Origin of the sequence: Celeribacter ethanolicus, from assembly GCF_001550095.1 — a bacterium.
GTDB classification, from domain to species: domain Bacteria; phylum Pseudomonadota; class Alphaproteobacteria; order Rhodobacterales; family Rhodobacteraceae; genus Celeribacter; species Celeribacter ethanolicus.
The window spans coordinates 145,749-171,052 of record NZ_LRUC01000003.1 but is presented as its reverse complement, the minus strand read 5'-3'; the positions used below and the strand labels follow the sequence as shown (position 1 = coordinate 171,052).

Here is a 25,304-nt window from a genome sequence, read left to right as displayed (position 1 = left end):
CACCAAATTGGACGCATACTTTCGAGATCGCCGATATTCAGACCACAAATCGGCGCTGCTCTGAGCCCTGCGCCGTATGAGTTTCTGAGCGCTGCCGCATACTGCTGCTCTCTGGCCCCGGCGCCGCCACAAGATGTCGAGCACCTCCTCTAGACTGCTAACCACAGGCAGTTTGCGGAGTTCCCGGCATCACGATGAGCAAGAAAACCCCGGCATATCTGACCTAAGTCAGATGCGAAAAGATGCAGACGTGACGACAGCGCTACAATGGCTCTTCATCCCGTATTTGGCTGACATACGGAACACTTGCGACCACACAAAAGGGCGTGCAGCGACAAAAGAAGAAATTGAAGATTGGGGTGCCGGAACGGAAAAGTGCTCAAGACGATTTTTTGAACACGGCCACGTTGTCCAGCTCCCTGACGAAGTTAGAAAATCCTCGCCAAGACCTCGGTATCAAACTTCCTATCACGGCCTTGCTGGACGAGGTGGGAAGACCCGCTTCGCATGCCCGGAAACGGAATTATCGTTTCGGAGCGCGGCGGCGGACACGGCCCGGGCGCCCAGCCAGTGACAATGTCGCATCCTGCCTCGACGTTCGCGCGATCACCTTGCCCTTGGACACCACGGCCAACCGTGCAGGCCGCAGGCGCAGCGCGTCGACGGGATTGCTCGCATCCAGCACCACCAATGAGGCCATCGCCCCCTTGCGCAGCCCATAGTCCTCAACCCCGATGATCGCGGCATTGGTCTCGGTCACCATCGTGAAACACCGCGCCATTTCGTCCGGGTGGGTCATCTGCGCCACATGCATCCCCATGAAAGCCACATCGAGCATGTCCGCCGTGCCCAGAGAATACCACGGATCGAGCACGCAATCCTGCCCCCAGCCCACGGCGATCCCCGCCGCCTGCATCTCCCGTACACGGGTCAGGCCACGGCGTTTCGGGAATGTGTCATGACGGCCTTGCAGCACGATGTTGATCAGCGGGTTGGGAATGGCGGCGATCTCGGCCTCGGCCATCAGCGGGATCAGTTTCGAAACGTAATAATTGTCCATCGAATGCATCGAGGTCAGGTGCGACCCGACCACCCGGCCCTGCAAGCCCAGACGCGTGGTCTCATGGGCCAAAGTCTCGACGTGGCGGCTCATCGGATCGTCGGTTTCGTCGCAATGGAGATCAACCGGCAGACCGCGTTCGGCGGCGATCTCGCACAGATCGCGCACGCTGTCGGCACCGGCCTGCATGGTGCGTTCGAAATGCGGGATACCGCCGACGACATCGACACCCATGTCGAGCGCACGGAGCAGGTTTTCGCGCCCGTTCGGCGCACGGTAAAGCCCGTCCTGCGGGAAGGCCACGAGTTGCAGGTCGATGTAGTCTTTGACCTTCTCCTTCACCTCCAACATCGCGGTGACGGTGTTGAGGTGATCGGGCGTCGTGTCGACATGGCTGCGGATCGCCAGAAGGCCCATGGAGACGGCCCAGTCGCAATAGCTCAGCGCGCGCTCAACCATTTCATCGACCGTCGCGATCTCCCGCAGCTCACCCCAAAGCGAAATTCCCTCCAAGAGCGTGCCGGAAGCGTTGAGGCGCGGCAGGCCATAGGACAGCGTTGCGTCGAGGTGAAAATGCGGATCGACAAAAGGCGGTGCGACCAGATCGCCCGTGGCGTCGATCATCTCGCGCGCATCGGCGGCGATCCCGGGCGCAATCTCGGCGATCTTGTCGCCCAGAATGGCGATGTCCGCGACGGTTCCGTCCGGCAAGGTGCCGCCTTTGACGAGCAGGTCGAACATCATCTTTCTCCTTTGTTGAACGGCACCATCAAGGCCGCCGGAACTTCGGCGCGGCGCGACATCAGGACGAGCGCCAGGATCGACAGCACATAGGGCATCATCAGGAAGACCTGATAGGGCACGATGGCGCCCACGCCGGTCTGTTGCAACCGGATTTGCAGCGCGTCGAACGCCGCAAACAGGATCGCGCCCAGCATCGCCTTGCCGGGCTTCCATGCGCCGAAGACCACCAAAGCGATGCAGATCCAGCCGCGCCCGCCGACCATTTCGAAAAAGAAACTGTCAAAGGCCGACATGGTCAGGAACGCACCGCCCACGGCCATCAAGCCGCTGCCGACCACCACCGCGCCCATGCGGATCAGCGTCACTGAGAGGCCTTGGGCGGCCACGGCCGAGGGGCTTTCCCCCGCCGCCCGCACCGCCAGCCCCAAGGGCGTGCGGTAGAGAACAAAGGCGGTCAGCGCGACGGTCAGGAAGGCCGCATATGTGAGCGATGTCTGGTTGAACAGCGCCTGCCCCAAAAGCGGAATATCCGACAGGATCGGGATTTCGACCGGCTGAAAGGCCGTGATCTTCGGCGGCGAGGAGACCTCCGGCAGGGCGACGCGATAGATGAAAAACGTGGTCGAGGTGGCAAACAGCGTGACACCAACGCCGACCACATGCTGCGACAGCCCGAAAGGCACAGAGAGCACTGCATGTAACAGCCCAAACGTCATGCCCACCAAAAGCGCCACGCCCACCCCCGCCCAAAGCGGCAGGCCAGAGAGCACGGCGAACCAACCCGCAAAGGCGCCCGCGACCATGATGCCCTCGATCCCGAGGTTCAAAACCCCCGCACGCTCGCAGATCAGCTCCCCCATGGTGGCGAAAATCAGTGGTGAGGCGATGCGGATCGCGGCGGCCCAGAACGACACGGACAGCAGAATGTCGATGATCTCCATCAGTCCCTCCTGATCCGGAACTTGGTAAACAGGATCGCCAGCACCATCATCAAAAGCGCCGAGGCCAGCATGATATCCGCCAGATAGGTCGGCACGCCGATCGCGCGGCTCATACTGTCGGCACCGACGAAAATCGCCGCCACGAAGAGCGCGGCGGCCACCACGCCCAGAGGGTTCAAAAGCGCCAGCATCGCGACGACGATGCCGGTGTAGCCAAAGCCCGGGCTGAGATCGAGCGTCAGGGAGCCTTTGAGCCCCGCCACTTCCGAGAAGCCGCCGAGGGCCGCTAATCCGCCCGACAAAAGCGCGGTTTTGAGGATCACTTTCGTCACCGGAATCCCCGCAAACCGCGCCGCTTCGACATTCTGGCCGACCGCGCGCATCTCGAAGCCGAGGGTGGTTTTGCGGTCGATCACGTAAAGCGCCACGGCGCAGATCAGCGCCAGAGCAAAGCCCCAGTGCAACCGCAGCCCCTCGACGATGCGCGGCAGGCGGGCTTCGGGAATGAGGCGGGCGGATTTCGGCCAGCCCATGCCCATCGGGTCCTTCAGCGGGCCTTCGAGCAGGTAGGAGACGAAGAGCAGAAAGATGAAGTTGAACAGCAGCGTCGTCACCACCTCATCGACCTTGAACCGGGTTTTCAAAAGCGCCGGGATCAGGAGGATGAAGGCCCCCGCGAGCGCCGAGGTGATGGCGAGGATGGGCAAAAGAAAGACCGAACTCAGCCCGATCGCGCCCGCACCAAGTGCCGCCGTCACGACGGCCCCGGCATAAAACTGTGCCTCTGCCCCGATGTTCCAGAGCTTGGCGCGAAACGCGACCGCCACGGCAAGCCCGGTGAAAATCAGCGGCGTGGCACGGTTGAGCGTTTCCAGAAGGGCGAATTTCGACCCGAACGCGCCTTTGAAGATCAGACCGAAGACCGCAAACGGATCGCCGCCTGCGACCAGCGCCAAAACCGCCGCCACCACGAAAGAGGCAAGGATTGCCAGCACGGGCGGCAGAAGCTTGCGCGCCGGGCCCGCGTTGGAAATGGGTTCAAGCCGCATGGCTGCCCTCCCCATCTCCCGCCATCCACTTGCCCAACTCCGCCACCGTCACGCTGCCGCGCGCAAAGGCGGGGCTGAGACGGCCTTCGGAGATGACGTGAATGCGGTCCGACAGCGTCATGATCTCTTCGAGGTCTTCGGAAATCAACAACACCGCCGCCCCGGATTCCCGCGCCGCCGCCAGACGGCCATGGACATAGTTCACAGCACCAATATCGAGCCCTCGAACGGGTTGGTTGGCGAGGATGATCTTCGGCGCCTCTTCCAAAACCCGCCCCAGAATGAGCTTTTGCATATTACCGCCGGACAGGAGGCGAATGCGCGTCTGAGGCCCCGGGCAGCGCACGTCATAGGTCGCGATCAGATGCTCGGTCGCGGCGCGCGCCCTGCCCCAGTTCATCCAACCCTTGCGGGAAAATTTCGTCGCATAGGTCTCAAGGATCGCATTCTCGGTGAGGTCGAAATCGGCAATCGAGCCGGTCGTGTGCCGGTCCTCGGGGATGCGCCCGACACCCGTCTCAAGTGCTGCGCGCGGGGTCCAATGCGCGGGCGTCTGCCCCAGAATGGTGAAGGCCCCGGAGCGCACCGGGTTCAGCCCGGAAATCAGATCGAACAGCGCCGCTTGACCGTTGCCGGACACGCCGGCAAGCCCGGTGATCTGACCGGCGGGCAGATCGAGCGTCACGCCATTGAGCCCCGTCGCATGCACATCGCGCAGCGACAAAAGCGCCGGTCCCGCAGGCATCGCCGGAATATCCGGCGCAGTCACTTCGCTGCCGACCATAAGCGCGGCAAGCTCTTCGCGGTTAGTGTCCGTGACCGCCCGTTCAGCGACCAGACGGCCATGGCGCAAGACCAGCACCCGGTGCGAGATCGCCATGACCTCGTGCAGCTTGTGCGAAATAAAAATGATCGACAGGCCAAGCGCCACCGCCTCGCGCAGCGTCGCAAACAAATCGTCGGTCTCCTGCGGCGTCAGAACGGCGGTGGGTTCGTCGAGGATGAGAATGCGGGACTTGCGATAGAGCGCCTTGAGGATCTCAACACGCTGCCGCTCGCCTACGGTCAGCTTGCCGACCTTGGCATTCGGGTCGACCTTGAGGTGAAATTTCTGCGCCAGCGCGGTGATCCTGGCGCGCACCGCCGCGGGCGACAGGCTGAGTTTACCCAGAGGTTGCGTGCCGAGCACGATGTTTTCCCAGACCGTCAGGTTCCCCGCCAGCGTGAAATGCTGATGTACCATGCCGACGCCCGCCGACAAGGCGGCGCGCGGATTGCCGCGCGGCAGGGTTTCGCCAAACACCTCGACGCTGCCCTCGTCGGGCGCGTATTGCCCGAAAAGGATGTTCATCAGCGTGGTCTTGCCCGCGCCGTTCTCGCCCAAAAGCGCGATCACCTCGCCCGGTTGCAGGGCAAAGCTCACATCCTCATTGGCGGTCACGGCACCGAAGCGCTTGGTGATCCCGGTCATGCGCAGGACAGGTTCACCCTGCCCTGCGTCCGTCTCAAAGGCTTGCATTTACGCGGACTTCGGCTCTTCGTCGTTGATCTCAACGGTGAAGGCACCGGATTTGATCTCCGCCATGCGCGCAGCCACGAGATCGAGCGCCTCCTGCGGAATCTTGCCCTCAAACGTGCCATAAGGCGCAAGCGAACAGCCGCCCTCTTTCATGAAGGAATACAGTCCGTAATCCGCGGCGATGAATTCACCGGCTTTGACCTTGGCGATAGCCGCGTCCAACGTCGGCTCGAAATGCCAGAGCGCCGAGGCGACCACGGTCTCGGGGTAGTCGGCCTGGGTGTCGATCACATTGCCGATCGCCAGAACGCCCTTTTCCTTCGCCGCATCCGACACACCGAAGCGCTCGGCGTAGAGCATGTCCGACCCGTTGTCGATCATCGCATAGGCGGTTTCCTTGGCTTTGGGCGGATCGAACCAGCTGCCGATGAAGGACACCTGGAATTTCATCTCGGGGTTCATCTCCTTCGCGCCCGCCATGAAGGCATTCATCAAACGGTTGACCTCCGGAATCGGGAAGCCGCCGACCATACCGATATTGCCGGATTTCGACATCGCACCCGCGATGATGCCCGAGAGGTAGGACGCGTCCTGAATGTAGTTGTCGAACACCGACAGGTTCGGCACGCCCGCGTCTTCCTTGAAAGACGAGCCCATCAGGAAGGCGGTGTCCGGATAATCGGCGGCCACTTCGCGGGCCTCCTGTTCGACGCCGAAAATCTCGCCGACGATCAGGTCATAGCCCTGTTCGGCATATTCGCGCATGACGCGCGGATAGTCGGTGTTGGCGGTGTTTTCCGAATAGGTGTACTCGATATCGCCCCGCGCCTGCGCCGCGACGGCGGCGACATGGATGCGGCTCACCCATTGCTGTTCGACCGGCACGGTATAGATCCCTGCCACCTTGAGCGGCCCATCTCCCGCCGCCAGCGCGGCCCGTACAAAGGGCGTGGTCAAAAGCGCACCCGCCGCACTCGCCTTGAGAAAACTGCGCCGGGACTGGCCGAGGCGCGTCATGTCTTTGGTCATATCTTGATCCCCTGTTGCTTGCTCGCATGCGCGAAGTTTTATGGTGTACGTCTGTGCGAACGCTTGGCCCACATCGCGCTCCCGCGATGCGAAACTTGGACCAATTGATTTATTTTTTGCCGAAGCTGTCAACGCTGGCCCACGCCCGATCCGCTCCGTCGTCCCCACTTCCCGATCACCGCCTAAAAATGAGGCTGTGACCCGGTGCCGCTCGCAACAAAACCGATATTATTCGATACCCAAACCTTTCTCGACTTGTGCGCGCCCTGCGCACAGTCTGGCCGCAAGCTGTTCCGAACGGGTTCCAAGCCCCGGACTGGCACGCACAAAGGTCGGCCGCTGTGGCCGCCACCCGGACCCGGGGAGGGGTTCGGGGATACAGGGAGGAATATCATGAAAACCACCGTTCTGGCAGCCCTCGGGTTCGCCACCGCATTGAGCATGCCCGCAAACGCCGAAGAGATCAAAGTCGGGCTTCTGCTACCCTATTCCGGCGTCTATGCCGCGCTCAGCAATGACATCGAGGCCGGTTTCGAACTGGCGATCGAGGAATACGGCTCCGAGACCGACGCCAGTTTTGTGCTCCTGCGCGAAGATACGGAGGTGAAACCGCCCGTCGCGCTCGCCAAGGCGAAGAAGCTCATCCTTCAGGACAAGGTCGACGTCATGGCGGGCATCGTCAGTTCCGGCGTTCTGGGCGCGGTGCGCGATCTCATTGATGGTGCGGGCGTGCCGCTCATTGTCGCCAATGCCGGCAATGACGAGGCCACCGGCGCGCATTGCTCGCCCTTCATCACCCGCATGTCCTTCTCCAACGGTCAGGTGAACCGCCCGATGGGACCGTGGATGGTCGAGCAGGGCCTGACCAAGGTCTTCACGCTGGCCCCCGATTACGCCGCAGGCCGTCAAATGATCGACAGCTTCGCCGAGACCTTCACCGCCGCCGGGGGCGAGATCGTCGGGCAGGAATTCACCCCCTTCCAGAAAACCCAGGATTTCGGGCCGTTCCTCGCCAAGGCCAAGGCCAGCGGCGCACAGGCGGTCTATGTGTTCTACGCGGGCGGCGAAGCGATTTCCTTCGTCAAGCAATATGACAGCTTCGGCCTCAAATCCGATCTGCCGCTCTATGGCTCGGGCTTCCTGACCTCGCCGCTCTACGTCAACGCCGAAGGCCCCGCCGCCGAAGGTGTGATCACCGCGCTGCATTACGTGCCGACAATCGACAACCCCGAAAACGCCGCCTTCGTCACCGCGTTTGAGGCGAAAACCGGCCGCATTCCCTCGGAATACGCCGTGCAGGGCTTCGACGCCGCCCGCGCGCTGATCGAGGCCACCAAGACCGGTGCAACGGATCGCGACAGCCTCGCCAATGCCCTGCGTCAGGTGCATTTCGACGGTCCGCGCGGCACGCTCTCGATCGACCCGGCGACCAACAACATCGTCCAGCCGATCTATGTCTATGAGACCGTCGCAGGCGATGCCGGCCTGACCCAGAAGGTTCTGGCCACCCTGCCCGCGACGCCCGATCCGATCAACGGCTGCGCCATGGCACCCGTCTCGAACTAAGCCCGTTTCCAACTGACCTCCCAGCCCGGCCGGGCCCCAGTTCCCGGCCGAGCGTTTGTCAAAGGACCCCCACCATGTCTCTCGACCCCGGTTTCTGGGCGTTGCAGACGCTCAATGCGTTGCAGCTTTCCATGCTCCTGTTCCTTCTCTCCATCGGCCTCACGGTGATTTTCGGCCTGATGCATTTCGTCAATCTCGCCCATGGCTCGCTCTATGCCTTGGGTGCCTATGTCGCCGCAGCCGCAGCCACCGTGGGCGGCTACTGGACCGGTTTTTTTCTGGCCCCTGTCGCGGTCGCGGGCATGGGCATCCTGCTCTATGGCGGGCTGATCAAACGGATGCGCAAAAGCGGGCCGATGGCACAGGTTCTGGTGACCTTCGGGCTGATCTTCGCGCTCCTTGATCTGACGCGGATCGTCTGGGGCGACATCGCGCTTGCGATCGAAGTGCCGTCGCTTCTCGCGGGCCGTGTGTCGCTCTTCGGCATTGATTACCCGGTCTATCGCCTGTTCATCATCGCGCTGGGCCTCGCCATTTTCGCCGCCCTCGCCATGGTCCTCAAACGCACCCAGATCGGCGCGATGATCCGCGCGGGGGTCGACAATGACGCCATGGCAGCCTGTCTCGGCATCAATGTCGAGCGTCTGTTCTTCATCGTCTTCTGCGTCGGCTGTGCACTGGCGGGGCTTGCGGGCGCTGTGGCCGCGCCGCTTCTGAGCGTCACCCCCGACATGGGGCTTCAGATCCTGATCCCGACGCTGATCGTGATCGTCATCGGCGGGCTTGGCTCTCTGCAAGGCGCCATCGCGGGCTCGCTCATTTTCGGCTTCGTCCAGACCTTCGGCGCCGTTCTCGCGCCCCAGCTCGCCTCCGTTCTCATCTATGCGCTTCTGGCGGCGGTCCTCGTGATCCGTCCCATGGGCCTCTTCCCGGCGAAAGGCTGATCCGATGTTCCAACACAGCGCCCTGCGCTACACCGCGCTCATCCTTCTGGCCGTGGGCGCCTTTGCCCAAGCCGTCACCGCCGGCTATTTCGGCCTCGAAGTTCTCACCGAAATCTTGCTCCTCGCCATGCTGGTCCTCGCGCTCGACATGGTCGCGGGCTTTGGTGGCATGGTGTCCTTGTGCCACGGCGCGCTGATGGGCGTCGGCGCTTACGCCTATGCCATTCTCACCACCAAGGCGGGCCTCGCGCCGCCCGTAGCCTTGGGCGGCTCCATCGCCGTCACCGGGGCCGCCGCTTGGGTGATCGGCGCGATCGGGGCGCGCGCTCATGGCATTTATTTCATCATGGCAACGCTCGCCTTCGGCCAAATGGCCTATTCCTATGTTTTTGAGGCACCGTTCTTTGGCGGCGACGACGGCATGGGCGGCATTCCCCGGATCGACCTGTCGCTCATCGGCCTCGATTTGAACGACAGCCGCAGCTTTGCGCTGTTTTGCCTCGCGCTTCTGGGCGCGGCCTATGGCGCGGCGGTGTTGATCCTGCGCTCGGGGCTGGGCCGCTCGCTCACCGGCGTCATGCACAACGAACAGCGGATGCGTGCTCTTGGCTTGACCGTCTGGCGCGTCAAGGCCGATGTCTTCGGCCTTTCGGGCATGATCGCAGGCCTCGCAGGCGCGCTCGCCGCCCAGCATGTCATGTATATCTCCCCCGGCCTTCTGGCCTGGACCGTCTCCGGCGAAGCCCTGGTCGTCGTCATCCTCGGGGGCCTCGGCACGCTTGTCGGCCCGATGATCGGCGCTGCCGCCTTCGTCATCCTGAAACATGAGGTCAGCAATGTCACCAGCCACTGGCATCTCGTCGTCGGCGTTCTGCTGATCGCCGTGGTGATGAGCCGTGCCAATGGGCTTTTCGGCTGGATCGAAGCCCGCTGGGGCGCGCGGCTGGAGCGCCGCCTCTCCGATATGACCCGCAAATCCGATGCAGAGGAGATCACCACCGATGCTTGAGACCCGCAATCTCGACAAGAGATTCGGCGCCGTTCACGTCACCCGGAACGTCTCGCTGAAACTCGAACGCGGCGAGCGCCGTGTCATCCTTGGCCCCAATGGCGCGGGCAAAACCACCTTGTTCAACCTTCTGGTCGGCGAGCTGACCCCCAGCAGCGGGTCGGTACTTTTGGCGGGCGAGGACGTCACCGCACTGCCGGTGGCGAAACGCGCCCGCCGCGGCCTGTCGCGGAGCTATCAGAAGAACACGCTGTTCGACGGGCTGACGGTCGAGGAAAACCTCGGCCTCGCCGCAGCGATCCACACCGGCGCGGGCACCCGGCTTTGGGGCGACAGCCTTGCCTCCCCCGAGGTGCGCGAGATCGTTGCCGAGGTCGCCGAACAGGTGCGCCTCATGCCCTATCTGCACGCGAAAGTCTCCGAAGTCAGCTATGGCGTGCGGCGGCAATTGGAGGTGGGCGTCGCTCTGGCCACCCGGCCCCTCGTCTTGCTGATGGACGAACCGACAAGCGGCGTCGGCCCCGAAATGGCCAAGGGGTTTCACGAATTGCTCAACGACCTGCCACGCGATCTGACGCTCTTGATCATCGAACATGACATGGATCTGGCCTTCGACGTGGCCGACACGATCACCGTTCTGAACTACGGCGAGGTGGTGTTCGACGGGCTGCCGGAAGAAGCGCGCGGGTCGAAACTTTTGAAAGAGATTTATCTGGGGAGCTGGGAAGATGCTTGATCTCACATCCGTCGCCTCTGGCTATGGCGAAACGCAGGTGTTGCACGGGCTGTCCTTGCGCGCCGAACAGGGCCGGGTTCTGGCCGTTCTGGGCCGCAATGGCGCAGGGAAATCCACCACACTCAAGACCATCATGGGGCTTTTGCCGACCCGCGAAGGCACGATCACATTGGACGGCCAGCCGATGGGCAAGACGTCCTATGACATCGCCCGCATGGGCATCGCCTATGTGCCGGAAACCCGCGACATCTTCCCCTCGCTCTCCGTGCGCGAGAACCTTGAGATCACTGCAAAACGCTTTGGCGACAGCGACAGCCCATGGACCATGGCGCGCGTGCTCGATCTCTTCCCGCGCCTGGGAGAGCGGATGAACAATGGCGGTACGCAGCTCTCGGGCGGCGAACAGCAGATGCTCGCCATCGCCCGCGCGCTTTTGATGAACCCGCGGCTTTTGATCCTCGATGAGCCGACCGAAGGCCTCGCGCCGATCATCGTCAAGCTCATTCACGACAAGCTCATGGAGCTGAAACACGAAGGCCTGTCGATGATCCTCGTCGAACAGAACTTCGGCTTTGCCACCTCGCTCGCCGACGATGTGGTCGTGGTCAGCAAGGGACAGGTGGTCTGGACGGGGGATGCAGACGCGATCCGCGCGGACGAAAACGCCCAGCACAGATGGCTGGGCGTGTGATAGAAAAGCGCAGGCCGGACGGCTCAGCCGGTCTTGCGCGCCACCGTCTGGGCGATGCGTTTGAAATTGCAGACATGCACCCCCTGCTCGTCGATCCGCGCATTTAGAGCCAAAGTCGTCACCCCGAGCGGCGCGCGGATCGGTCGGAACCGCACGCCATTGCGCTGGGCGGTGCCGACCGAAGCGGGCACGATGCAAATCCCCTCGCCGATCGCCACGAGGCTGAGCGCGGTCTGGATGTCCATCGTCCAGACCCGGCGCGAGGTGTCGAGCCCCTGACGCGCGCAGCAGTCGAGCACGAGATCGGCATAGCTCGGGCGCGGATATTCCGGGTAGAGGATGTAATTCGGTTGGTCGAGCGCCGCGAGATCGACGCTGCGCCCACCGGTGTCGAGCGTGTCGGGCACCGCCGCGATCAGATCCTCCTCCGTCAGGGTGCGGCTCACGATATCGCTGTCCTGAAGCGCCGGACGGGTCAGCGCCACGTCAATCTCGCGGGTCACCAGCGCCCGGTGCAGTTTCGCGTTGTTCATCGGAATGAGGCTCAGATTCACATCCGGATAGGCGGCGCGGTAGGATTTCAGGATATTGGGCAGAATGCCAAAGGTGGCCGAACCGACAAACCCCACGCGCAGCCGCCCCTCCGCCCCCTGCCCGAGCCGTTTGACCTCAAGGCGTGTGTCGTTGAGCTGTTCCATGATCGACTGGGCGCGGTCCAGAAGCCTCTCGCCCGCCTGGGTCAGGCAGGTGGCATTGCGCGAGCGGTTGATCAGCACCGCGCCGAGGCTTTCCTCCAGAAGTTTGATCTGACGGCTCAGGGGCGGTTGCGCCATGTCGAGCCGTTCCGCCGCGCGTCCGAAATGCAATTCCTCGGCGACGGCGATGAAATAGGTGAGTTGCTTGAAGTTCATCCGGGCCTCCCATCCCTCTGAACATGTCTGGCGACCGGCCCCGCGATGGCGAGGCCGGTTGTCTCAATCTTGGAGGCTCCGGCTCAGCCGGTATCGCCGCCGGCCACCACAAGCGTCGAGGCGGTGATATAGCCCGCCTCCTCCGAGGCCAGAAACAGGATCGGTGCGACCTGTTCTTCGAGCGTACCGTAGCGCTTCATCATGGTGGAGCCGGTGACCTGTTCGACAGCCTCGGCCATCCACGCCTTTTCCGCCTCATTGTCGCCTGCCGCATTGCGCGGCACCCGGCGCGGAGGCGCCTCTGTGCCGCCCGGCGCGCTGGCCACGACCCGGATGTTTTCCTCCGCCAGCTCCATCGCGAGCGAGGCGGTCAACGCATTGACCCCACCTTTCGCCGCCGAATAGGGCACGCGGTGAATGCCACGGGTGGCGTTGGACGAGACATTGACAATCACACCGCCGCCACGGGTCCTGAGCGCGGGCAAAACCGCATGACAGGCCCAGAGCGTCGGCATCAGCGAGCGCTGAATTTCCGCCGTGATCTGTTCCGGCTCAAACGCCCCGTAAGGCCGCATCCGGATCGCGCCGCCGACGCAGGTGATCAGGATGTCGATCCCGCCAAAGGCCTGTATCGCGGCCTTCATGACCGCCTCAGCCCCGTCATAGGTCTCCAGATCGGCCACCACGGATGTGGCGCGCCCCGGACCCAAAGCTGCGATCTCCCCGGCCACCTCGGCCACGAACTCCGCCCGGTCGGCCAGGACCACATCCGCCCCCTCGGCACAGGCCCGGGCGGCGACGCCCCGACCGATGCCTTGGGCCGCGCCCGTGATCACCATGACCTTGCCCGCAAACCTGCCGGGACAGATCATGCCGCCTCCTCCGCCGCGTTTGGCGTGAATTTCTCGTAATGGAAACTCGCGGGCGTGACGCCCTTGTCCCTAAGAAATCCGCGCACCGCCTCGACCATCGGCGGCGGGCCGCAGAGGTAGAGGTCGATCTCGCCGTGGTTGAGCTGCGCGTCGCTCAGATGGTGCGTGACATAGCCCTTGAGCGGATGGCTGCTCGCCGTATCCGCCACGGTCGCGGCCCATGTGAGATTGGGCAGACGCGCCGCCAGCGCCTCGAGCCGGGCGGTTTCGACCAGATCGCTGTCCGAGGTCACGCCATAGATCAGATGCACCGGCGTCTCGGTCTCGCCCTTGGCCGCCATGACCTCAAGCATCGACAACAGCGGCGCAAGCCCGGTGCCGCCTGCAAGCATCACCACGGGACGTTTGCGTTCGCGCAGGAAGAAGCTGCCGAACGGGCCGGTGAATTCGAGCCGGTCGCAGGGTTTCGCCACCTCGGTCAGATAGCGGCTCATCGCCCCGCCCGGCACATTGCGAATGAGGAACATCGCCTCATCCGCCCCCGGCGCCGAGCTGAAGGAATAGGAGCGCGTGACGCCCAGCCCCGGCACGGCAATATTGACGTATTGTCCCGGCAGGAAATCGAGCGCCTCCGGGTTCGGCAACGTCACCCCCAGCACGATCGTGCTGGGAGAGACCTGTTCGAGCGTGGTGATCTCGCCCGAGAAGACCGACGGCCCGAGCTTGCAGCTCGACGACGGCACCGGCACGGAGACCACACAGTCGCTTTCCGGCACCATCTGGCACGACAGCACCAACCCTTCGGCTGCTTCCTCTTCGGACAGCGCCTCTTCGAGATAGTCGTCGCCCATGTCGAAGGCGCCTTCCTCGCAGCGGCATTTGCAGGTACCACAGACCCCGTCGGAGCAATCCACCGGCAGGTTGACCTTTTGCCGGTAAGCCGCATCCATTACGGTTTCCATCGGGTTGCAGTCGATCACACGGGTCACCCCGTCCTCGAAATTGAGGGCAATGCGATAACTCATCCGGCCCTCCTCAGACGTGGTACACGTCGATGACCTGATGGATGTAATCATCCTTCAGCACCACAGTTTTCGCGGTGATCTTCGGCACCTCTCCCGAGAGATCGAGCGTGTAATAGGACGTGCCGAAAAAGCTCATCGTGGTCTGGTAACGATGGCTCAGCGTGTGCCAGTTGAACCGCAGATCGAGGTCCTGCTCGCGCCGCTCGACGATCTCGATATTGGTGATCATGTGATTGGTGCGCGGCTCCGGCATGGTCGCGCCCGAGCGTTCGGTCTTGATCCGGAACACCCGGTCCTCAAGCCCCTGACGGTTCGGGTAATAGATCAGCGAGACCTGCGATTGCGGGTCTTCGACCAGCTGGTCGTCATCGTCCCAGGACGGCATCCAGAACGAGGCCTCCGGCGCGTAGCACTCAAGCCATGCGTCCCAGTCGCGGTCATCGAGAAGTCGGGCTTCGCGATAGAGAAAGGCGGCGATCTGTTCGAGATCGGATTTCACGAACGCGTTCATGCCATCACCTCCTCACCTGCGGAAACCGGCGTGGCCGCCTCCTTGTCGAGCGCCTCGATCAACAGCCCCGACCAGTATTCATGCTGGCGCACGAACAGCCCCTCGTCCTCGGAGCGGATACCGCTCAGGATCGGGGTCATCCCCATCGCCGTCGCATTCTCGTCCGGCCCGTCGATCCAGCGCGTGGCACCCCGGCTCAAGTCGTTCCAGACCCCGTCGGCGGCGGCATAGGCGGTCTGACAGGCGCGGAATTCTTCGAGATCGTCGGGCGTGCCCATGCCGGAGACGTTGAAGAAATCCTCATACTGGCGCAGACGCGTTGCGCGCTCTTCCGGGGCCTCGCCCACCGGCGCGAAACAGTAGATCGTGATCTCCGTCTTATCGACGCTGATCGGGCGCACCACGCGGATTTGCGTCGAAAACTGATCCATCAGGTAGACGTTCGGATAGAGCGCGAGGTTGCGGGTCTGGGTGGTGATGAACTCGGTCTTCTCCTTGCCGAGACGTGCCTCAAGTTCGTCCTTGTGGTTCCACACCGGTCGCACTTCAGGATTGAGAGTTCGGGTCCACAAAAGGATATGCCCGCGCTCGAAACCATAAACGCCGCCAACGCTTTTCGACCAACCGTTGGCGTCGACCGCCTGCGTGCCCTCGTCCTTACGGTGTCCCATGGTGGCCGCGTAGTTCCAGTGCACCGAGCTGACGTGATAGCCGTCCGCACCGTTCTCCATCTGGAGCTTCCAGTTGCCGTCAAAGGTATAGCTCGAATTGCCGCGCAGAACCTCAAGCCCGTTGGGTGCCTGATCGACGATCTGGTCGATGATCACCTTGGTCTCGCCCAGATGCTCATCGAGCGTCGGCACATCGGCGTTCAGGCTGCCAAAGAGAAACCCCTTGTAGCTCTCGAATTTGGCGACCGCTTTGAGATTGTGTGCGCCGTCCTTGTTGAAGCCCTCCGGGTAGCCACCGGTCTTGCCGTCCTTCACCTTCAAAAGCTTGCCGGTGTTGGAAAAGGTCCAGCCGTGGAACTGGCAGGTGAAGCTCGATTTCGTGCCGTGTTTGCGGCGGCAGAGCATCGCGCCACGGTGGGCACAGGCGTTGATCACCGCGTGCAGCTCGCCCTCTTTGTCGCGGGTGATGACAATCGGCACCCGACCGATCCAGGTGGTGAAATAGTCGTTCGGTTCCGGGATCTGGCTCTCATGCGCGAGATACACCCAACCGTTTTCGAAGATGTGTTTCATCTCCAGATCGTAAATCTGTTCGTCGGTGAAAATATCCCGGCGGCAGCGGTGGATGCCGTTTTCGTCTTCCTCGACGGCCCCCGCGATGCGGTCTCTGAGCGTGGTGGTCATGCGTTCTCCTCCGTTTTGGCCTGTGCCTATGGGCACGTTTGCTGTCCCGTTCGGATCGGCAGGAAGAGACCCCGGCTCCGGCGCGCCACCCGTCAATGGCACGCAGAAACCCGGCCCCCGAAACGGGGGAGAAGAGGCCCAGTCACGCCTCTTGAGACCTTTTCGGTATCTGGTGATACCTCCCTGACGGCCGCTCCTCCAGCCGCCGCATCCAAACAAGATTGGACCACTCTGCGAAACATGAGCTAAAAAATCCAAGACCAAGTTCATCTGTTTCTATACGAGGAGGGTATAGTATGGAGATGCGCCAGCTCCGCTATTTCGTAGCGGTCGCCAGCGAGCGGAATTTTTCCCGCGCCGCCGAAAAACTGCACATGGCCCAGCCGCCGCTCAGTCGCCAGATCCAGATGTTGGAGGCGGAAATGGGCACCGAGCTGATTGATCGCACGGTACGGCCCCTGAAACTCACCGCGCCGGGGCGGCTTTTTCTCAAACAGGCGGAGCAAATTCTCGCCCATGCCGAGGCCGCTAAGAAGATGATCGAGCGTTCCGCCCATTCCGGTCGGCAAAGCGTTGTCTTCGGGTTCGTCGCCTCGACCATGTACGGGCGGTTTCCGGCGCTCATCCGCGGCTTTCGCAAAGTGGCGCAGGACGTCGACATCAATCTGATCGAGATGAGCAGTCTGGAACAAATCCCCGCCCTCAAGGAAGGCCGGATCGACGCAGGCTTTGGCACGCAGCGGTTTGAGGACCCGGCGATCACCCGCGTGCTCCTGCGCGAGGAGGACATGCTCGTCGCCATGCCCGAAACCCATCCGCTGGCGCAGGAAGACGGCCCGCTGCCGCTGGCCCGCATCGCGCAGGAGCCGCAGATCCTTTATCCAAGCCAGCCGCGCCCGAGCTTTGCCGATCAGGTGCTCGCCGTGTTCCACGACCACGGCATCTCCCCCAACATCGCCCATGAGGCGCGCGAATTGCACATCGCCATCGGGCTTGTCGCCGCCGAAGAAGGCATCGCCATGGTGCCCGAGGCGGTGCGACGTTCGCGCATGGACGGGCTATGTTTTCGCCCCCTCGTCGAACATGCCACCTCGCCGATCTTCATGAGCTTTCGCCGCGACGACAGTTCGCGCCCGATCCGCCAGATGATGGAGGTGATCTGCGACCGTTACCCCGGCTGGGGCTATGCCGCGCCCGAGGGGCTGCGCAAGGAGTTGGAGAAACGCGGTGTGGTGAAGGGTTAAGGCTGCGCCGCCACCGCGCCGATGTCGGAGGAGGCCACCGCCACCGTCTTGACGATAGCATGGATCGCCACGCCTGGCGCCAGATCGAGCGCCTGCGCCGAGCGCCCGGTGATCCGCGCCAGAACCCGGCCCGCTTGCGTGTCGATGGCCACGATCACCGCGCCCTCATGCGGCTGCATCTGATGCACCACGCCCGACAGGATGTTGAGCGCCGACAACCCTTCCGGGCGGCTCCGCGACAGGATCACGTCATGGGCCGCGATCCGCACCCTCACCTTCTGGCCCGGCGCCTGCGCGATATGCGGCAGGAACAAAGGCGCGCCGCCCGCGTCCAATTCGGTCAGCCCGTCGGCGTGATGCCGCTTCACCGAAACGGTCAGAACCGCCCCCGCCTCCCGCGCGCCCATCGGCAACACATCCGGATCGCCCAAAACCTCCGCCGCCGCCCCTTGTCGCACCACCTTGCCGCCCTCCATGACGACAACCGTGGTCGCAAGCCGCGCCACCTCGCTGGCGGAATGGCTGACATAGAGGATCGGCACCGCCACCTCGTCGCGCAATCGCTCGAAATAGGGCAAAATCTCCGCCTTTCGGGTCTCGTCCAAGGCCGAGAGAGGCTCATCGGCGAGGATCAGTTTCGGTGCGGACAAAAGCGCCCGCCCGATGGCAACCCGCTGCTTTTCCCCTCCCGAAAGCGCGCCGGGACGCCGGTCGAGCAACGGGCCGATGCCCAGAAGATCGACCACCTGCCCCATATCCTCGCGCGGCGCGTCTTTCGGCGCGAACCATGCACCGTAGTTCAGGTTCTGTTTGACCGTCAGATGCGGGAACAGCCGCGCGTCCTGAAAGATATAGCCCAGACGGCGCTGATGCGGTTTGAGCCGCAGCTTGCGTTCGGTGTCCAGAAGCACCCAGTCCCCCGCCGCGATCCTTCCCCGGTCCGGCATCAACAGCCCGGCGACCGCGTTGATCACCGTGGTCTTGCCCGAGCCGGAGGCGCCAAACAGCACCGTCAGTCCCGGCGGGGCCTCGAACCGCGCATCGAGCGTGAAACCGGCAAACGCATGGTGCAGATCGACCGACAACATCACTTGCCCCCCACCCGATCCGCCACACGTCGGGCGAGGATTTCAGACATCAACAGCGCCGCCATCGCGACCGCCACCGACACAAGCACCAGTTTCATTGCCGAACCTTCGCCGCCCGGCACTTGCAGAAAGGCATAGATCGCCGAGGGGATGGTGCGGGTCTGGCCGGGAATGTTGGAGACGAAGGTGATCGTCGCGCCGAACTCCCCCATCGCCTTGGCAAAGGCCAGAATGGCCCCCGCCACGATCCCCGGCAAGGTCATCGGCAGGGTCACGGTCAGAAACACCCAGAACGGCGAGGCCCCAAGTGTGGCCCCCGCCTGTTCGAGTTTCACGTCCACCGCCTCGATCGACAGCCGGATCGCGCGGACCATCAGCGGAAAGGCCATCACCCCCGCCGCCAGCGCCGCCCCCGTCCAGCGGAAGGCGAAGGTGATGCCGATGTCATGCAGCACGCTGCCGACAGGCCCTTTCACCCCGAAGGTCAAAAGCAGCATATAGCCCGTCACCACCGGCGGCAGGATCAGCGGCAGATGCACGATGCCATTGAGCAATTGCTTGCCCGGAAAGGACCAGCGCGCCAGAGCATAGGCGGTGAAAATGCCCAAAGGCAGGCTCGCCGCCACCGCCCAGAAGGCGACGCGCAACGACAAGCGAACCGCCGCCCATTCTTCCGGTCCCAACCAGTCCAGCAAAGACGTCCCCTTTAGTCTGCGACGACCACGAAACCCTGACGTTCGAATGCCGCACGCGCCTCGGCCCCCTTGAGGTACTCAAGGAATTCGGTCTCAGCCGGCACATCGCGGTTCGCCAGATCGGCGGCAGGATAGACAATCGCCGGATGGCTGTCTGCCGGGAACGTGCCGACCACGGTCACGCCCGCTTCCGCCGCCGCATCGGTGGCGTAGACGATGCCATAAGGCGCCTCACCCGTGGCCACGAGCGCCAGAGCCGCGCGCACATTGTCGGCCTGCGCCACCTGCGCCTCGACATCGTCCCAAAGCCCGAGCGTTTCGAGCGAGGCCTTACCGTAAATCCCGGCAGGCACCGCATCGACCAGCGCCATCGCCAGACGCCCGCCGTTCAGAAGCCCCGCCAGATCGAGATCGGGGGTGATCTCCACCGCATCGGCGTCGCCTGCCGCGATCAGCACGATGGAATTGTTCAACAGATCGAACCGCGTGCCCGGTTCCACAAGCCCCTCTTCCTCAAGCGTGTCCATCCAGCCCGGATTGGCCGAGATGAAAATATCAGCGGGTGCGCCCTGTTGGATCTGGCGCGCCAGCGCCGAAGACCCCGCCAGTGAAATCGCAAGGCTGTGGCCCGTCTCGGCCTCGAAATTTTCTTCGATCTCGGCCAGCGCATTGGTCATGCTGGCGGCGGCGAAGACGGTGATGTCTTCGGCATGGGCCGTCAGAGGGGCAAAGGCCGAAACGGCTGCAAGCGCCAAAGCGCGACGGGGGAAAGAAACGGACATGGGAACTCCCTGAGCATGGATATGTTTGCACAAACATATCGCAACACATGCAGGAAGGGGCAAGCGTTATTTCCCTTCGGACATATCGATACGCATATCGTCACGTTCCGCCAGCATCCCCCGGATCATGGCAATCCGAGCCTCCGACGCCGCCTCGACCTCCGCCAGAATGGCCCGATATTGCGTCAAAACCGCCTCGCCCGTCTCCGTCAGATGCGCGCCGCCGCCCTTGCTTCCGCCTCGCGCGGAGGCCACCAGAGGTTCTTTGAACGCGGCATTCATCTCCTCGACCAGAGACCAGGCGCGTTTGTAGCTCATCGCCATCGCCCGCCCCGCCGCCGCAATCGAGCCAGTGTCGCGAATGCCGTCGAGCAAATCCGCCTTGCCCGGCCCGAGCATCAGCCGCGCGCCGAAATAAATCCGCAACCGGAGCCGCGTCTCGTCATCAAGTTCTTCACTCATAGGACTGTTCTGCCCCAGCGCCGCTTTCCGCGCAAGCGCCCTGCCCGCTGTCGCTCGGACTTGCACCAGCCCCCCGCTTCATGGGATAGGGACGCCAGACCTGCCAAAAAGGAGCCCGACATGACCGCCAAAGATGTCGCCATCGGAAATGTCACCTTTTCCAACGCCAAACCCTTCGGCCTCATTGCCGGTCCGTGCCAGTTGGAAAGCCTCGATCACGCCCGCATGCTGGCCGAGAAGATCGCCGAGGCCTGCGCGCCGACCGGCACCGGCTTCGTGTTCAAAGGCTCCTATGACAAGGCAAACCGCAGCTCGCTGTCGGGCAAGCGGGGTCTGGGCGCCGAAAAGGGCCTCACCATCCTGTCGAAGATCCGCGAGGAATTCGGCTGCCCGGTGATCACCGACGTACATGAACCCGCCCATTGCGCCATGGCCGCCGAAGCGGTCGACGTGCTGCAAATCCCCGCCTTTCTGTGCCGCCAGACCGATCTTTTGCTCGCCGCAGGCGAAACCGGCAAGGCGATCAACGTCAAGAAGGGCCAGTTCCTTGCGCCCTGGGACATGGACAATGTCGCCGCCAAGCTCGCCTCCACCGGCAATGACAAGATCATGCTCTGCGAACGCGGCACGTCTTTCGGCTACAACACGCTGGTGAGCGATTTCCGCGGCCTGCCGCGCATGGCCGAAACCGGCTATCCGGTGATCATGGACGCCACCCATTCGGTCCAGCAACCGGGCGGCAACGGCACCTCGACGGGCGGCGACCGGACCATGGTTCCCGTGCTGGCGCGCGCCGCCGTCGCCGTGGGCGTCGCGGGGCTGTTCATCGAGACCCACGAAGACCCGGACAACGCGCCTTCCGACGGCCCGAACATGCTCCGGATCGAAGACCTCGGCCCGCTTCTGGCAACGCTGCATGCGCTCGACACGGTCGTGAAACCGGCCTGAAGACCACCGACTCGATTTCCCTAAAATTTATCTAAAAACCCGGACAAATCGCCCGGGTTTTTCGCATTTCTGCCCCACATTTCGCCACGCACTCTCAGCAGAATTTAACCTGTGTCACGGCACACTCCGTGGCACACGAATTTCGAGGAGAGACGCCATGCACCCGAAAGACACTGAGCAGATCCAACATCCGATCCCCGTTCCGCCGCTCGCCTATCAACGGCCCCTGCCGCAACAGCGCGCGCCCATCCCCATGAGTGAGATCCCGACCGTCGCCGCCCGTCACATGCCGCATCCGATCTTCATCGACTGGGCGATGATCTGAGCCAACCGGGTCGGGCTTTGCTTGACGCGCCCCCGAAGCTGCGGGACAGTTGCGACATCCGCCTGTCTCGCAGTTCCGTGGACGCCCATGCCGACACCCGTCTCTTCCATCCGCAACCTCGGCCCCGCATCGGACGCAAGTTTCGCGCGGGCCGGGATCACCTCCGCCGAGGAGCTCCGTGAAATGGGGGCAGATGCCGCGTACAGGCACTTGCTCACGCACGGCAGCCGCCCCCATTTCATCGGCTATTACTGCATCGTCATGGGGCTTCAGGGCCGCCCGTGGAACGATTGCAAAGGCAAGGAAAAGGACGAGTTGCGCGCCCGCTTCGACGCCATCGTCGCCTCCGTGCAGGAAGACAAGACCGCCGTGCCTCTGGGCATCGAGGCGATTTTGAACGACATCGGCACAGGGCTGCGACGTTAGACGCCCCCCGGTCGGCCCCCAATCGGAACTTTCCAAAGCCGCGCGGCGTTTCTCTTCAAAGCAAATTAAGGAGAGACACATGGACCTCATCCGCATCCTCGCCGCCATCATCCTGCCGCCTCTGGGCGTTTTCATGCAGGTGGGCATCGGCAAACAGTTCTGGATCAACATCCTTCTGACGCTTCTGGGCTATATCCCCGGCATCGTCCACGCCGTCTGGATCATCGCCCGCACACCTGAGGAAGGCCGGATCTGAGCTTACGCGCTCATACCACATGAAAAAGGCCGCCCCGAAGAGCGGCCTTTTCAAATGTCGGAACCGGGTTCGGTTCAGCCAACCAGCTCGATGCCGGAGAAGAAGAATGCGATCTCTTCAGCCGCGGTTTCCGGCGCGTCGGAGCCGTGCACGGAGTTTTCGCCAACGGAGAGCGCAAACTCTTTGCGGATGGTGCCTTCGGCCGCGTCCGCCGGGTTGGTGGCGCCCATGACTTCGCGGTTTTTCGCGATGGCGTTTTCGCCTTCGAGCACCTGAACCACAACCGGCTCGGAGATCATGTATTCGCACAGTTCACCGAAGAACGGACGGTCTTTGTGCACGCCATAGAAGGCCTGAGCCTGAGCCAGCGTAAGCTGAATGCGCTTGGAAGCCACGACTCGCAGGCCGGCCTCTTCGAACTTGGCAACGATCTTGCCGGTCAGGTTGCGCTTGGTGGCGTCGGGTTTGATGATGGAGAAGGTACGCTGGATCGCCATTGGGAAAGCCTCTTGGATCTCGATTTGCAGTGAAAACAGGTGCGGAAAGCCCCACGCCCGAAGATTGGCCGCCGGATACCACGGGCAAGGCGCTTTGAAAAGCGCGAAAGGCGCACTGCATGCGGCATATCGACTCTCTCGCGTTGACAGCCGTAACAGGAACCGCGACACAGTGGAAAAACTGTTTTTTACAAGGTTCCCATGCTGACCCGCGCCCTCTTTTTCTCCTGTTTCGCCTCCCTCCTGCTTTTGAATGCCCTGCCCATGGCGGCGCAGACCGCCGTTTCGCCACAACCGGACGCTCCCTCTCCCGATCTGACGCCGGACATGACCTACAAAAGCCGCAAAGCGATGATCCTCGACATCTCGCAACGCCTGAAACAGGGAGACTATGCGGGGCTGATCCGGCGTCTGGACTCGCAACACAGCTATTCCGACGCGCAGATTTCCGAGTTGAGCACGACGCTCACAACTCTCTACGGCAACTCGCTCGATCAGTCGGACACCCTTTATCACGCCAAGCTGTCCGACACCTGGCAGGAAGACATTTTCGCCTTCTGGCAAGACGGCACCGTCAATTATCTCTATCTGCATATCCTCTCCCATGACCGGGCCGAAGGCGTCCTTGCGGTGCTCTGGAGCTACAATTCCAGCCTCACCCAAATGAAACCCGCCTTCTGAGCGCCGCGTCTTTCGCACAAGCTGCAATGCGGGCGTCTGCGGCCACTGGACCGCACCCGCGCGCCCTGCTATGCGGCACTCATGTTGAAAATCCGCGATCTCACCTATTCCGTCGAAGGCCGTACCCTCATCGAGGAGGCGTCCGTCACCATTCCCACCGGCCACAAGGTCGGCATCGTGGGCCGCAACGGTGCGGGCAAGACCACGCTGTTCCGGCTGATCAAGGGCGATCTGGTCCTTGAGGGCGGCGCGATCGAAATCCCGGCGCGGGCCCGCATCGGCGGCGTGGCGCAGGAGGTTCCCGGCAACGAGGTGTCGCTCCTGGACACGGTTCTGGCCGAGGACAAGGAACGCGCGGCGCTGATGGCGGAATCGGAAACCGCCACCGACCCGCACCGCATCGCAGAGATTCAGACCCGTCTCGCCGACATCGACGCCTGGTCCGCCGAGGGCCGCGCCTCGTCGATCCTTAAGGGGCTCGGCTTTACCGATGAAGAAATCGCGATGCCCTGTTCGGCGTTTTCCGGCGGCTGGCGGATGCGGGTTGCGCTGGCGGGGGTGCTGTTCTCGCAGCCCGATTTCCTGCTCTTGGACGAACCGACCAACTATCTCGATCTCGAGGGCGCGCTCTGGCTTGAGACCTATCTCGCCAAATATCCGCACACCGTGCTGTTGATCTCGCACGACCGCGCGCTGTTGAACCGCGCCGTGGGGGCGATCCTGCATCTCGAAGGCAAGAAACTGACGCTTTACACCGGCGGTTACGACGATTTCGCCCGCACGCGCGCCGCCCAACGCGCGGTTCAGGCGGCGGCGGCCAAGAAACAAGAGGCGCATCGCGCCCACCTGCAAAGCTTTGTCGACCGGTTCAAGGCCAAGGCCTCGAAAGCGAAACAGGCGCAGTCCCGCGTCAAGATGTTGGAAAAGATGGAGACTATCACAGCGCCCGAAGACGCCGCGCGCATGGTGTTTTCCTTCCCGACGCCCGAAGAACTGTCGCCGCCGATCCTGCGGATCGAGGGCGGGTCCGTCGGCTATGACGGCAAGGCGATCCTGCAACGGCTCGACCTTCGGATCGACCAGGACGACCGCATCGCGCTTCTGGGCCGCAACGGCGAGGGCAAATCGACGCTCTCGAAATTGCTCTCCGACCGTCTGCCCGCCATGGGCGGCGACATCACCCGGCACAAAAAACTGCGCGTCGGATTCTTCGCCCAGCATCAGGTGGACGAGCTGCATCTCGACGAGACCCCGCTCCAGCACCTGCGCCGCGCCCTGCCGAACCTTGAGCCCACGAAACTGCGCGCGCGTCTTGCGGGCTTCGGCCTTGGCGCCGATCAGGCGGAGACCGAGGTCGGGCGGCTGTCCGGCGGCCAGAAAGCCCGCCTGTCGCTGCTCTTGGCCACACTCGATGCGCCGCATCTTCTGATCCTCGACGAACCGACCAACCACCTCGACATCGAAAGCCGCGAGGCGCTGGTCGAGGCGCTGACCGAATACACCGGCGCGGTCGTCCTCGTGTCGCACGACATGCACCTTCTCTCGCTGGTGGCCGACCGGCTCTGGCTGGTGAAAGACGGCCGCGTCACGCCTTATGAGGAAGACCTTGAGGCCTATCGCCGCTTCCTCGTTCAGGGCGACGAGAAACCGAAAGAGGCCAAGGCCAAACCCGCGCCCAAGGTCAAAAAAGCCACCCGCGAAGAGCTGATGGCGCTTCGTTCCGAGGTGCGCAAATGCGAGGACCGGGTCGAAAAGCTCAACGACATGAGCGAAAAGCTACAGGTCAAACTGGCGAACCCCGATCTTTACGAGGACAAACAGGCCGCCGTCGTCTGGCAGAAAAAATATGCCGAGGTCTCGGAGGCGATGGACCGCGCCGAGGCGCTTTGGATGGCCGCGCTCGAAAAACTCGAAGCCGCCGGGGGCAAGAGCTGAGCC

The 25,304-nt window shown here is 63.1% G+C and carries 27 protein-coding genes; 12 read left to right on the top strand and 15 right to left on the bottom strand.

What is annotated here, in order from left to right:
- Window positions 1-523 precede the first annotated feature (523 nt).
- The 5 genes from NH195_RS00990 to NH195_RS00970 are packed head-to-tail and all read right to left on the bottom strand — an operon-like array spanning window position 524 to window position 6,342.
- Window positions 524-1,801 carry an amidohydrolase family protein gene (locus tag NH195_RS00990; RefSeq protein ID WP_066701787.1) on the bottom strand — a complete coding sequence of 426 codons (1,278 nt, stop codon included), beginning with the start codon at window positions 1,799-1,801 and terminating at the stop codon, window positions 524-526.
- Window positions 1,801-2,745, bottom strand: coding sequence for an ABC transporter permease (locus tag NH195_RS00985; protein WP_066701733.1), 945 nt, complete (start codon window positions 2,743-2,745; stop codon window positions 1,801-1,803). The genes NH195_RS00990 and NH195_RS00985 overlap by 1 nt, the downstream gene beginning before the upstream one ends.
- Window positions 2,745-3,794: an ABC transporter permease gene (locus tag NH195_RS00980; protein ID WP_066701731.1), complete on the bottom strand. Its 1,050-nt coding sequence runs from the start codon at window positions 3,792-3,794 to the stop codon at window positions 2,745-2,747. The genes NH195_RS00985 and NH195_RS00980 overlap by 1 nt, the downstream gene beginning before the upstream one ends.
- Window positions 3,784-5,313: an ABC transporter ATP-binding protein gene (locus NH195_RS00975; protein ID WP_066701730.1), complete on the bottom strand. Its 1,530-nt coding sequence runs from the start codon at window positions 5,311-5,313 to the stop codon at window positions 3,784-3,786. The genes NH195_RS00980 and NH195_RS00975 overlap by 11 nt, the downstream gene beginning before the upstream one ends.
- Window positions 5,314-6,342 carry a BMP family protein gene (locus tag NH195_RS00970; RefSeq protein ID WP_066701728.1) on the bottom strand — a complete coding sequence of 343 codons (1,029 nt, stop codon included), beginning with the start codon at window positions 6,340-6,342 and terminating at the stop codon, window positions 5,314-5,316.
- 393 nt (window positions 6,343-6,735) lie between these two features.
- Here NH195_RS00970 and NH195_RS00965 point away from each other — a divergent pair, with 393 nt between their 5' ends.
- The 5 genes from NH195_RS00965 to NH195_RS00945 all read left to right on the top strand — a co-directional run bounded on the left by NH195_RS00965 (window position 6,736) and on the right by NH195_RS00945 (window position 11,288).
- Complete coding sequence (locus NH195_RS00965; protein WP_066701726.1) at window positions 6,736-7,908, top strand: ABC transporter substrate-binding protein; 1,173 nt, start codon at window positions 6,736-6,738, stop codon at window positions 7,906-7,908.
- 74 nt (window positions 7,909-7,982) lie between these two features.
- Window positions 7,983-8,852 carry a branched-chain amino acid ABC transporter permease gene (locus NH195_RS00960; protein WP_066701725.1) on the top strand — a complete coding sequence of 290 codons (870 nt, stop codon included), beginning with the start codon at window positions 7,983-7,985 and terminating at the stop codon, window positions 8,850-8,852.
- Between the two features lie 4 nt (window positions 8,853-8,856).
- Window positions 8,857-9,861: a branched-chain amino acid ABC transporter permease gene (locus NH195_RS00955; protein WP_066701723.1), complete on the top strand. Its 1,005-nt coding sequence runs from the start codon at window positions 8,857-8,859 to the stop codon at window positions 9,859-9,861.
- Window positions 9,854-10,597 carry an ABC transporter ATP-binding protein gene (locus tag NH195_RS00950; RefSeq protein WP_066701721.1) on the top strand — a complete coding sequence of 248 codons (744 nt, stop codon included), beginning with the start codon at window positions 9,854-9,856 and terminating at the stop codon, window positions 10,595-10,597. Before NH195_RS00955 ends, NH195_RS00950 begins: the two co-directional genes overlap by 8 nt.
- Window positions 10,590-11,288, top strand: coding sequence for an ABC transporter ATP-binding protein (locus NH195_RS00945; RefSeq protein WP_066701720.1), 699 nt, complete (start codon window positions 10,590-10,592; stop codon window positions 11,286-11,288). Before NH195_RS00950 ends, NH195_RS00945 begins: the two co-directional genes overlap by 8 nt.
- A gap of 23 nt (window positions 11,289-11,311) precedes the next feature.
- Here the strand turns inward: NH195_RS00945 and NH195_RS00940 are convergent, their stop codons facing one another.
- From NH195_RS00940 to NH195_RS00920, 5 genes are all read right to left on the bottom strand, one after another.
- Entirely contained in the window at window positions 11,312-12,199 is an 888-nt protein-coding gene (locus NH195_RS00940) for a LysR family transcriptional regulator (RefSeq protein WP_066701718.1), read from the bottom strand.
- A gap of 83 nt (window positions 12,200-12,282) precedes the next feature.
- Window positions 12,283-13,071, bottom strand: coding sequence for a benzoate diol dehydrogenase BenD (benD, locus tag NH195_RS00935; RefSeq protein ID WP_066701716.1), 789 nt, complete (start codon window positions 13,069-13,071; stop codon window positions 12,283-12,285).
- Window positions 13,068-14,096 carry a benzoate 1,2-dioxygenase electron transfer component BenC gene (gene benC, locus NH195_RS00930; protein ID WP_066701715.1) on the bottom strand — a complete coding sequence of 343 codons (1,029 nt, stop codon included), beginning with the start codon at window positions 14,094-14,096 and terminating at the stop codon, window positions 13,068-13,070. The genes benD and benC overlap by 4 nt, the downstream gene beginning before the upstream one ends.
- Window positions 14,097-14,106: 10 nt before the next feature.
- On the bottom strand, window positions 14,107-14,607 hold the full coding sequence (gene benB, locus NH195_RS00925) for a benzoate 1,2-dioxygenase small subunit (protein WP_066701714.1): 501 nt from the start codon (window positions 14,605-14,607) through the stop codon (window positions 14,107-14,109).
- Window positions 14,604-15,962 (bottom strand): Rieske 2Fe-2S domain-containing protein, encoded by a 1,359-nt coding sequence (locus NH195_RS00920; RefSeq protein WP_066701712.1) that lies wholly within the window; start codon window positions 15,960-15,962, stop codon window positions 14,604-14,606. Before NH195_RS00920 ends, benB begins: the two co-directional genes overlap by 4 nt.
- 296 nt (window positions 15,963-16,258) lie before the next feature.
- Here NH195_RS00920 and NH195_RS00915 point away from each other — a divergent pair, with 296 nt between their 5' ends.
- Complete coding sequence (locus tag NH195_RS00915; protein ID WP_066701711.1) at window positions 16,259-17,206, top strand: LysR family transcriptional regulator; 948 nt, start codon at window positions 16,259-16,261, stop codon at window positions 17,204-17,206.
- Here the strand turns inward: NH195_RS00915 and modC are convergent.
- The 4 genes from modC to NH195_RS00895 form a co-directional block, all read right to left on the bottom strand.
- Entirely contained in the window at window positions 17,203-18,294 is a 1,092-nt protein-coding gene (modC, locus tag NH195_RS00910; protein WP_066701709.1) for a molybdenum ABC transporter ATP-binding protein, read from the bottom strand. The genes NH195_RS00915 and modC overlap by 4 nt on opposite strands.
- Complete coding sequence (gene modB, locus NH195_RS00905) at window positions 18,294-18,986, bottom strand: molybdate ABC transporter permease subunit (RefSeq protein WP_066701785.1); 693 nt, start codon at window positions 18,984-18,986, stop codon at window positions 18,294-18,296. Before modB ends, modC begins: the two co-directional genes overlap by 1 nt.
- 14 nt (window positions 18,987-19,000) lie before the next feature.
- Window positions 19,001-19,771 carry a molybdate ABC transporter substrate-binding protein gene (gene modA, locus NH195_RS00900; RefSeq protein ID WP_066701707.1) on the bottom strand — a complete coding sequence of 257 codons (771 nt, stop codon included), beginning with the start codon at window positions 19,769-19,771 and terminating at the stop codon, window positions 19,001-19,003.
- Between the two features lie 66 nt (window positions 19,772-19,837).
- Window positions 19,838-20,233: a winged helix-turn-helix domain-containing protein gene (locus NH195_RS00895; protein WP_066701705.1), complete on the bottom strand. Its 396-nt coding sequence runs from the start codon at window positions 20,231-20,233 to the stop codon at window positions 19,838-19,840.
- 120 nt (window positions 20,234-20,353) lie between these two features.
- Here NH195_RS00895 and kdsA point away from each other — a divergent pair, with 120 nt between their 5' ends.
- From kdsA to NH195_RS20705, 4 genes are all read left to right on the top strand, one after another.
- The gene (kdsA, locus tag NH195_RS00890) at window positions 20,354-21,181 is read left to right on the top strand and encodes a 3-deoxy-8-phosphooctulonate synthase (RefSeq protein WP_066701704.1); all 828 of its coding nucleotides are present in this window, start codon (window positions 20,354-20,356) and stop codon (window positions 21,179-21,181) included.
- 157 nt (window positions 21,182-21,338) lie between these two features.
- The gene (locus NH195_RS21045) at window positions 21,339-21,506 is read left to right on the top strand and encodes a hypothetical protein (RefSeq protein WP_155846041.1); all 168 of its coding nucleotides are present in this window, start codon (window positions 21,339-21,341) and stop codon (window positions 21,504-21,506) included.
- Window positions 21,507-21,593: 87 nt separating this feature from the next.
- On the top strand, window positions 21,594-21,932 hold the full coding sequence (locus NH195_RS00885; RefSeq protein ID WP_066701702.1) for a TfoX/Sxy family DNA transformation protein: 339 nt from the start codon (window positions 21,594-21,596) through the stop codon (window positions 21,930-21,932).
- 79 nt (window positions 21,933-22,011) lie between these two features.
- On the top strand, window positions 22,012-22,188 hold the full coding sequence (locus NH195_RS20705; protein WP_081423722.1) for a YqaE/Pmp3 family membrane protein: 177 nt from the start codon (window positions 22,012-22,014) through the stop codon (window positions 22,186-22,188).
- Window positions 22,189-22,262: 74 nt separating this feature from the next.
- On the opposite strand, the gene ndk is transcribed toward NH195_RS20705, so the two are convergent.
- Window positions 22,263-22,685 (bottom strand): nucleoside-diphosphate kinase, encoded by a 423-nt coding sequence (ndk, locus tag NH195_RS00880; protein ID WP_066701699.1) that lies wholly within the window; start codon window positions 22,683-22,685, stop codon window positions 22,263-22,265.
- A gap of 201 nt (window positions 22,686-22,886) precedes the next feature.
- Between ndk and NH195_RS00875 the strand changes: the two genes are divergently transcribed.
- Together NH195_RS00875 and NH195_RS00870 are read left to right on the top strand one after the other, a co-directional pair.
- Window positions 22,887-23,366 carry a hypothetical protein gene (locus NH195_RS00875; RefSeq protein WP_066701697.1) on the top strand — a complete coding sequence of 160 codons (480 nt, stop codon included), beginning with the start codon at window positions 22,887-22,889 and terminating at the stop codon, window positions 23,364-23,366.
- An 81-nt stretch (window positions 23,367-23,447) separates the two neighbouring features.
- Entirely contained in the window at window positions 23,448-25,301 is a 1,854-nt protein-coding gene (locus tag NH195_RS00870) for an ABC-F family ATP-binding cassette domain-containing protein (protein WP_066701694.1), read from the top strand.
- The last annotated feature ends 3 nt before the right edge of the window (window positions 25,302-25,304 follow it).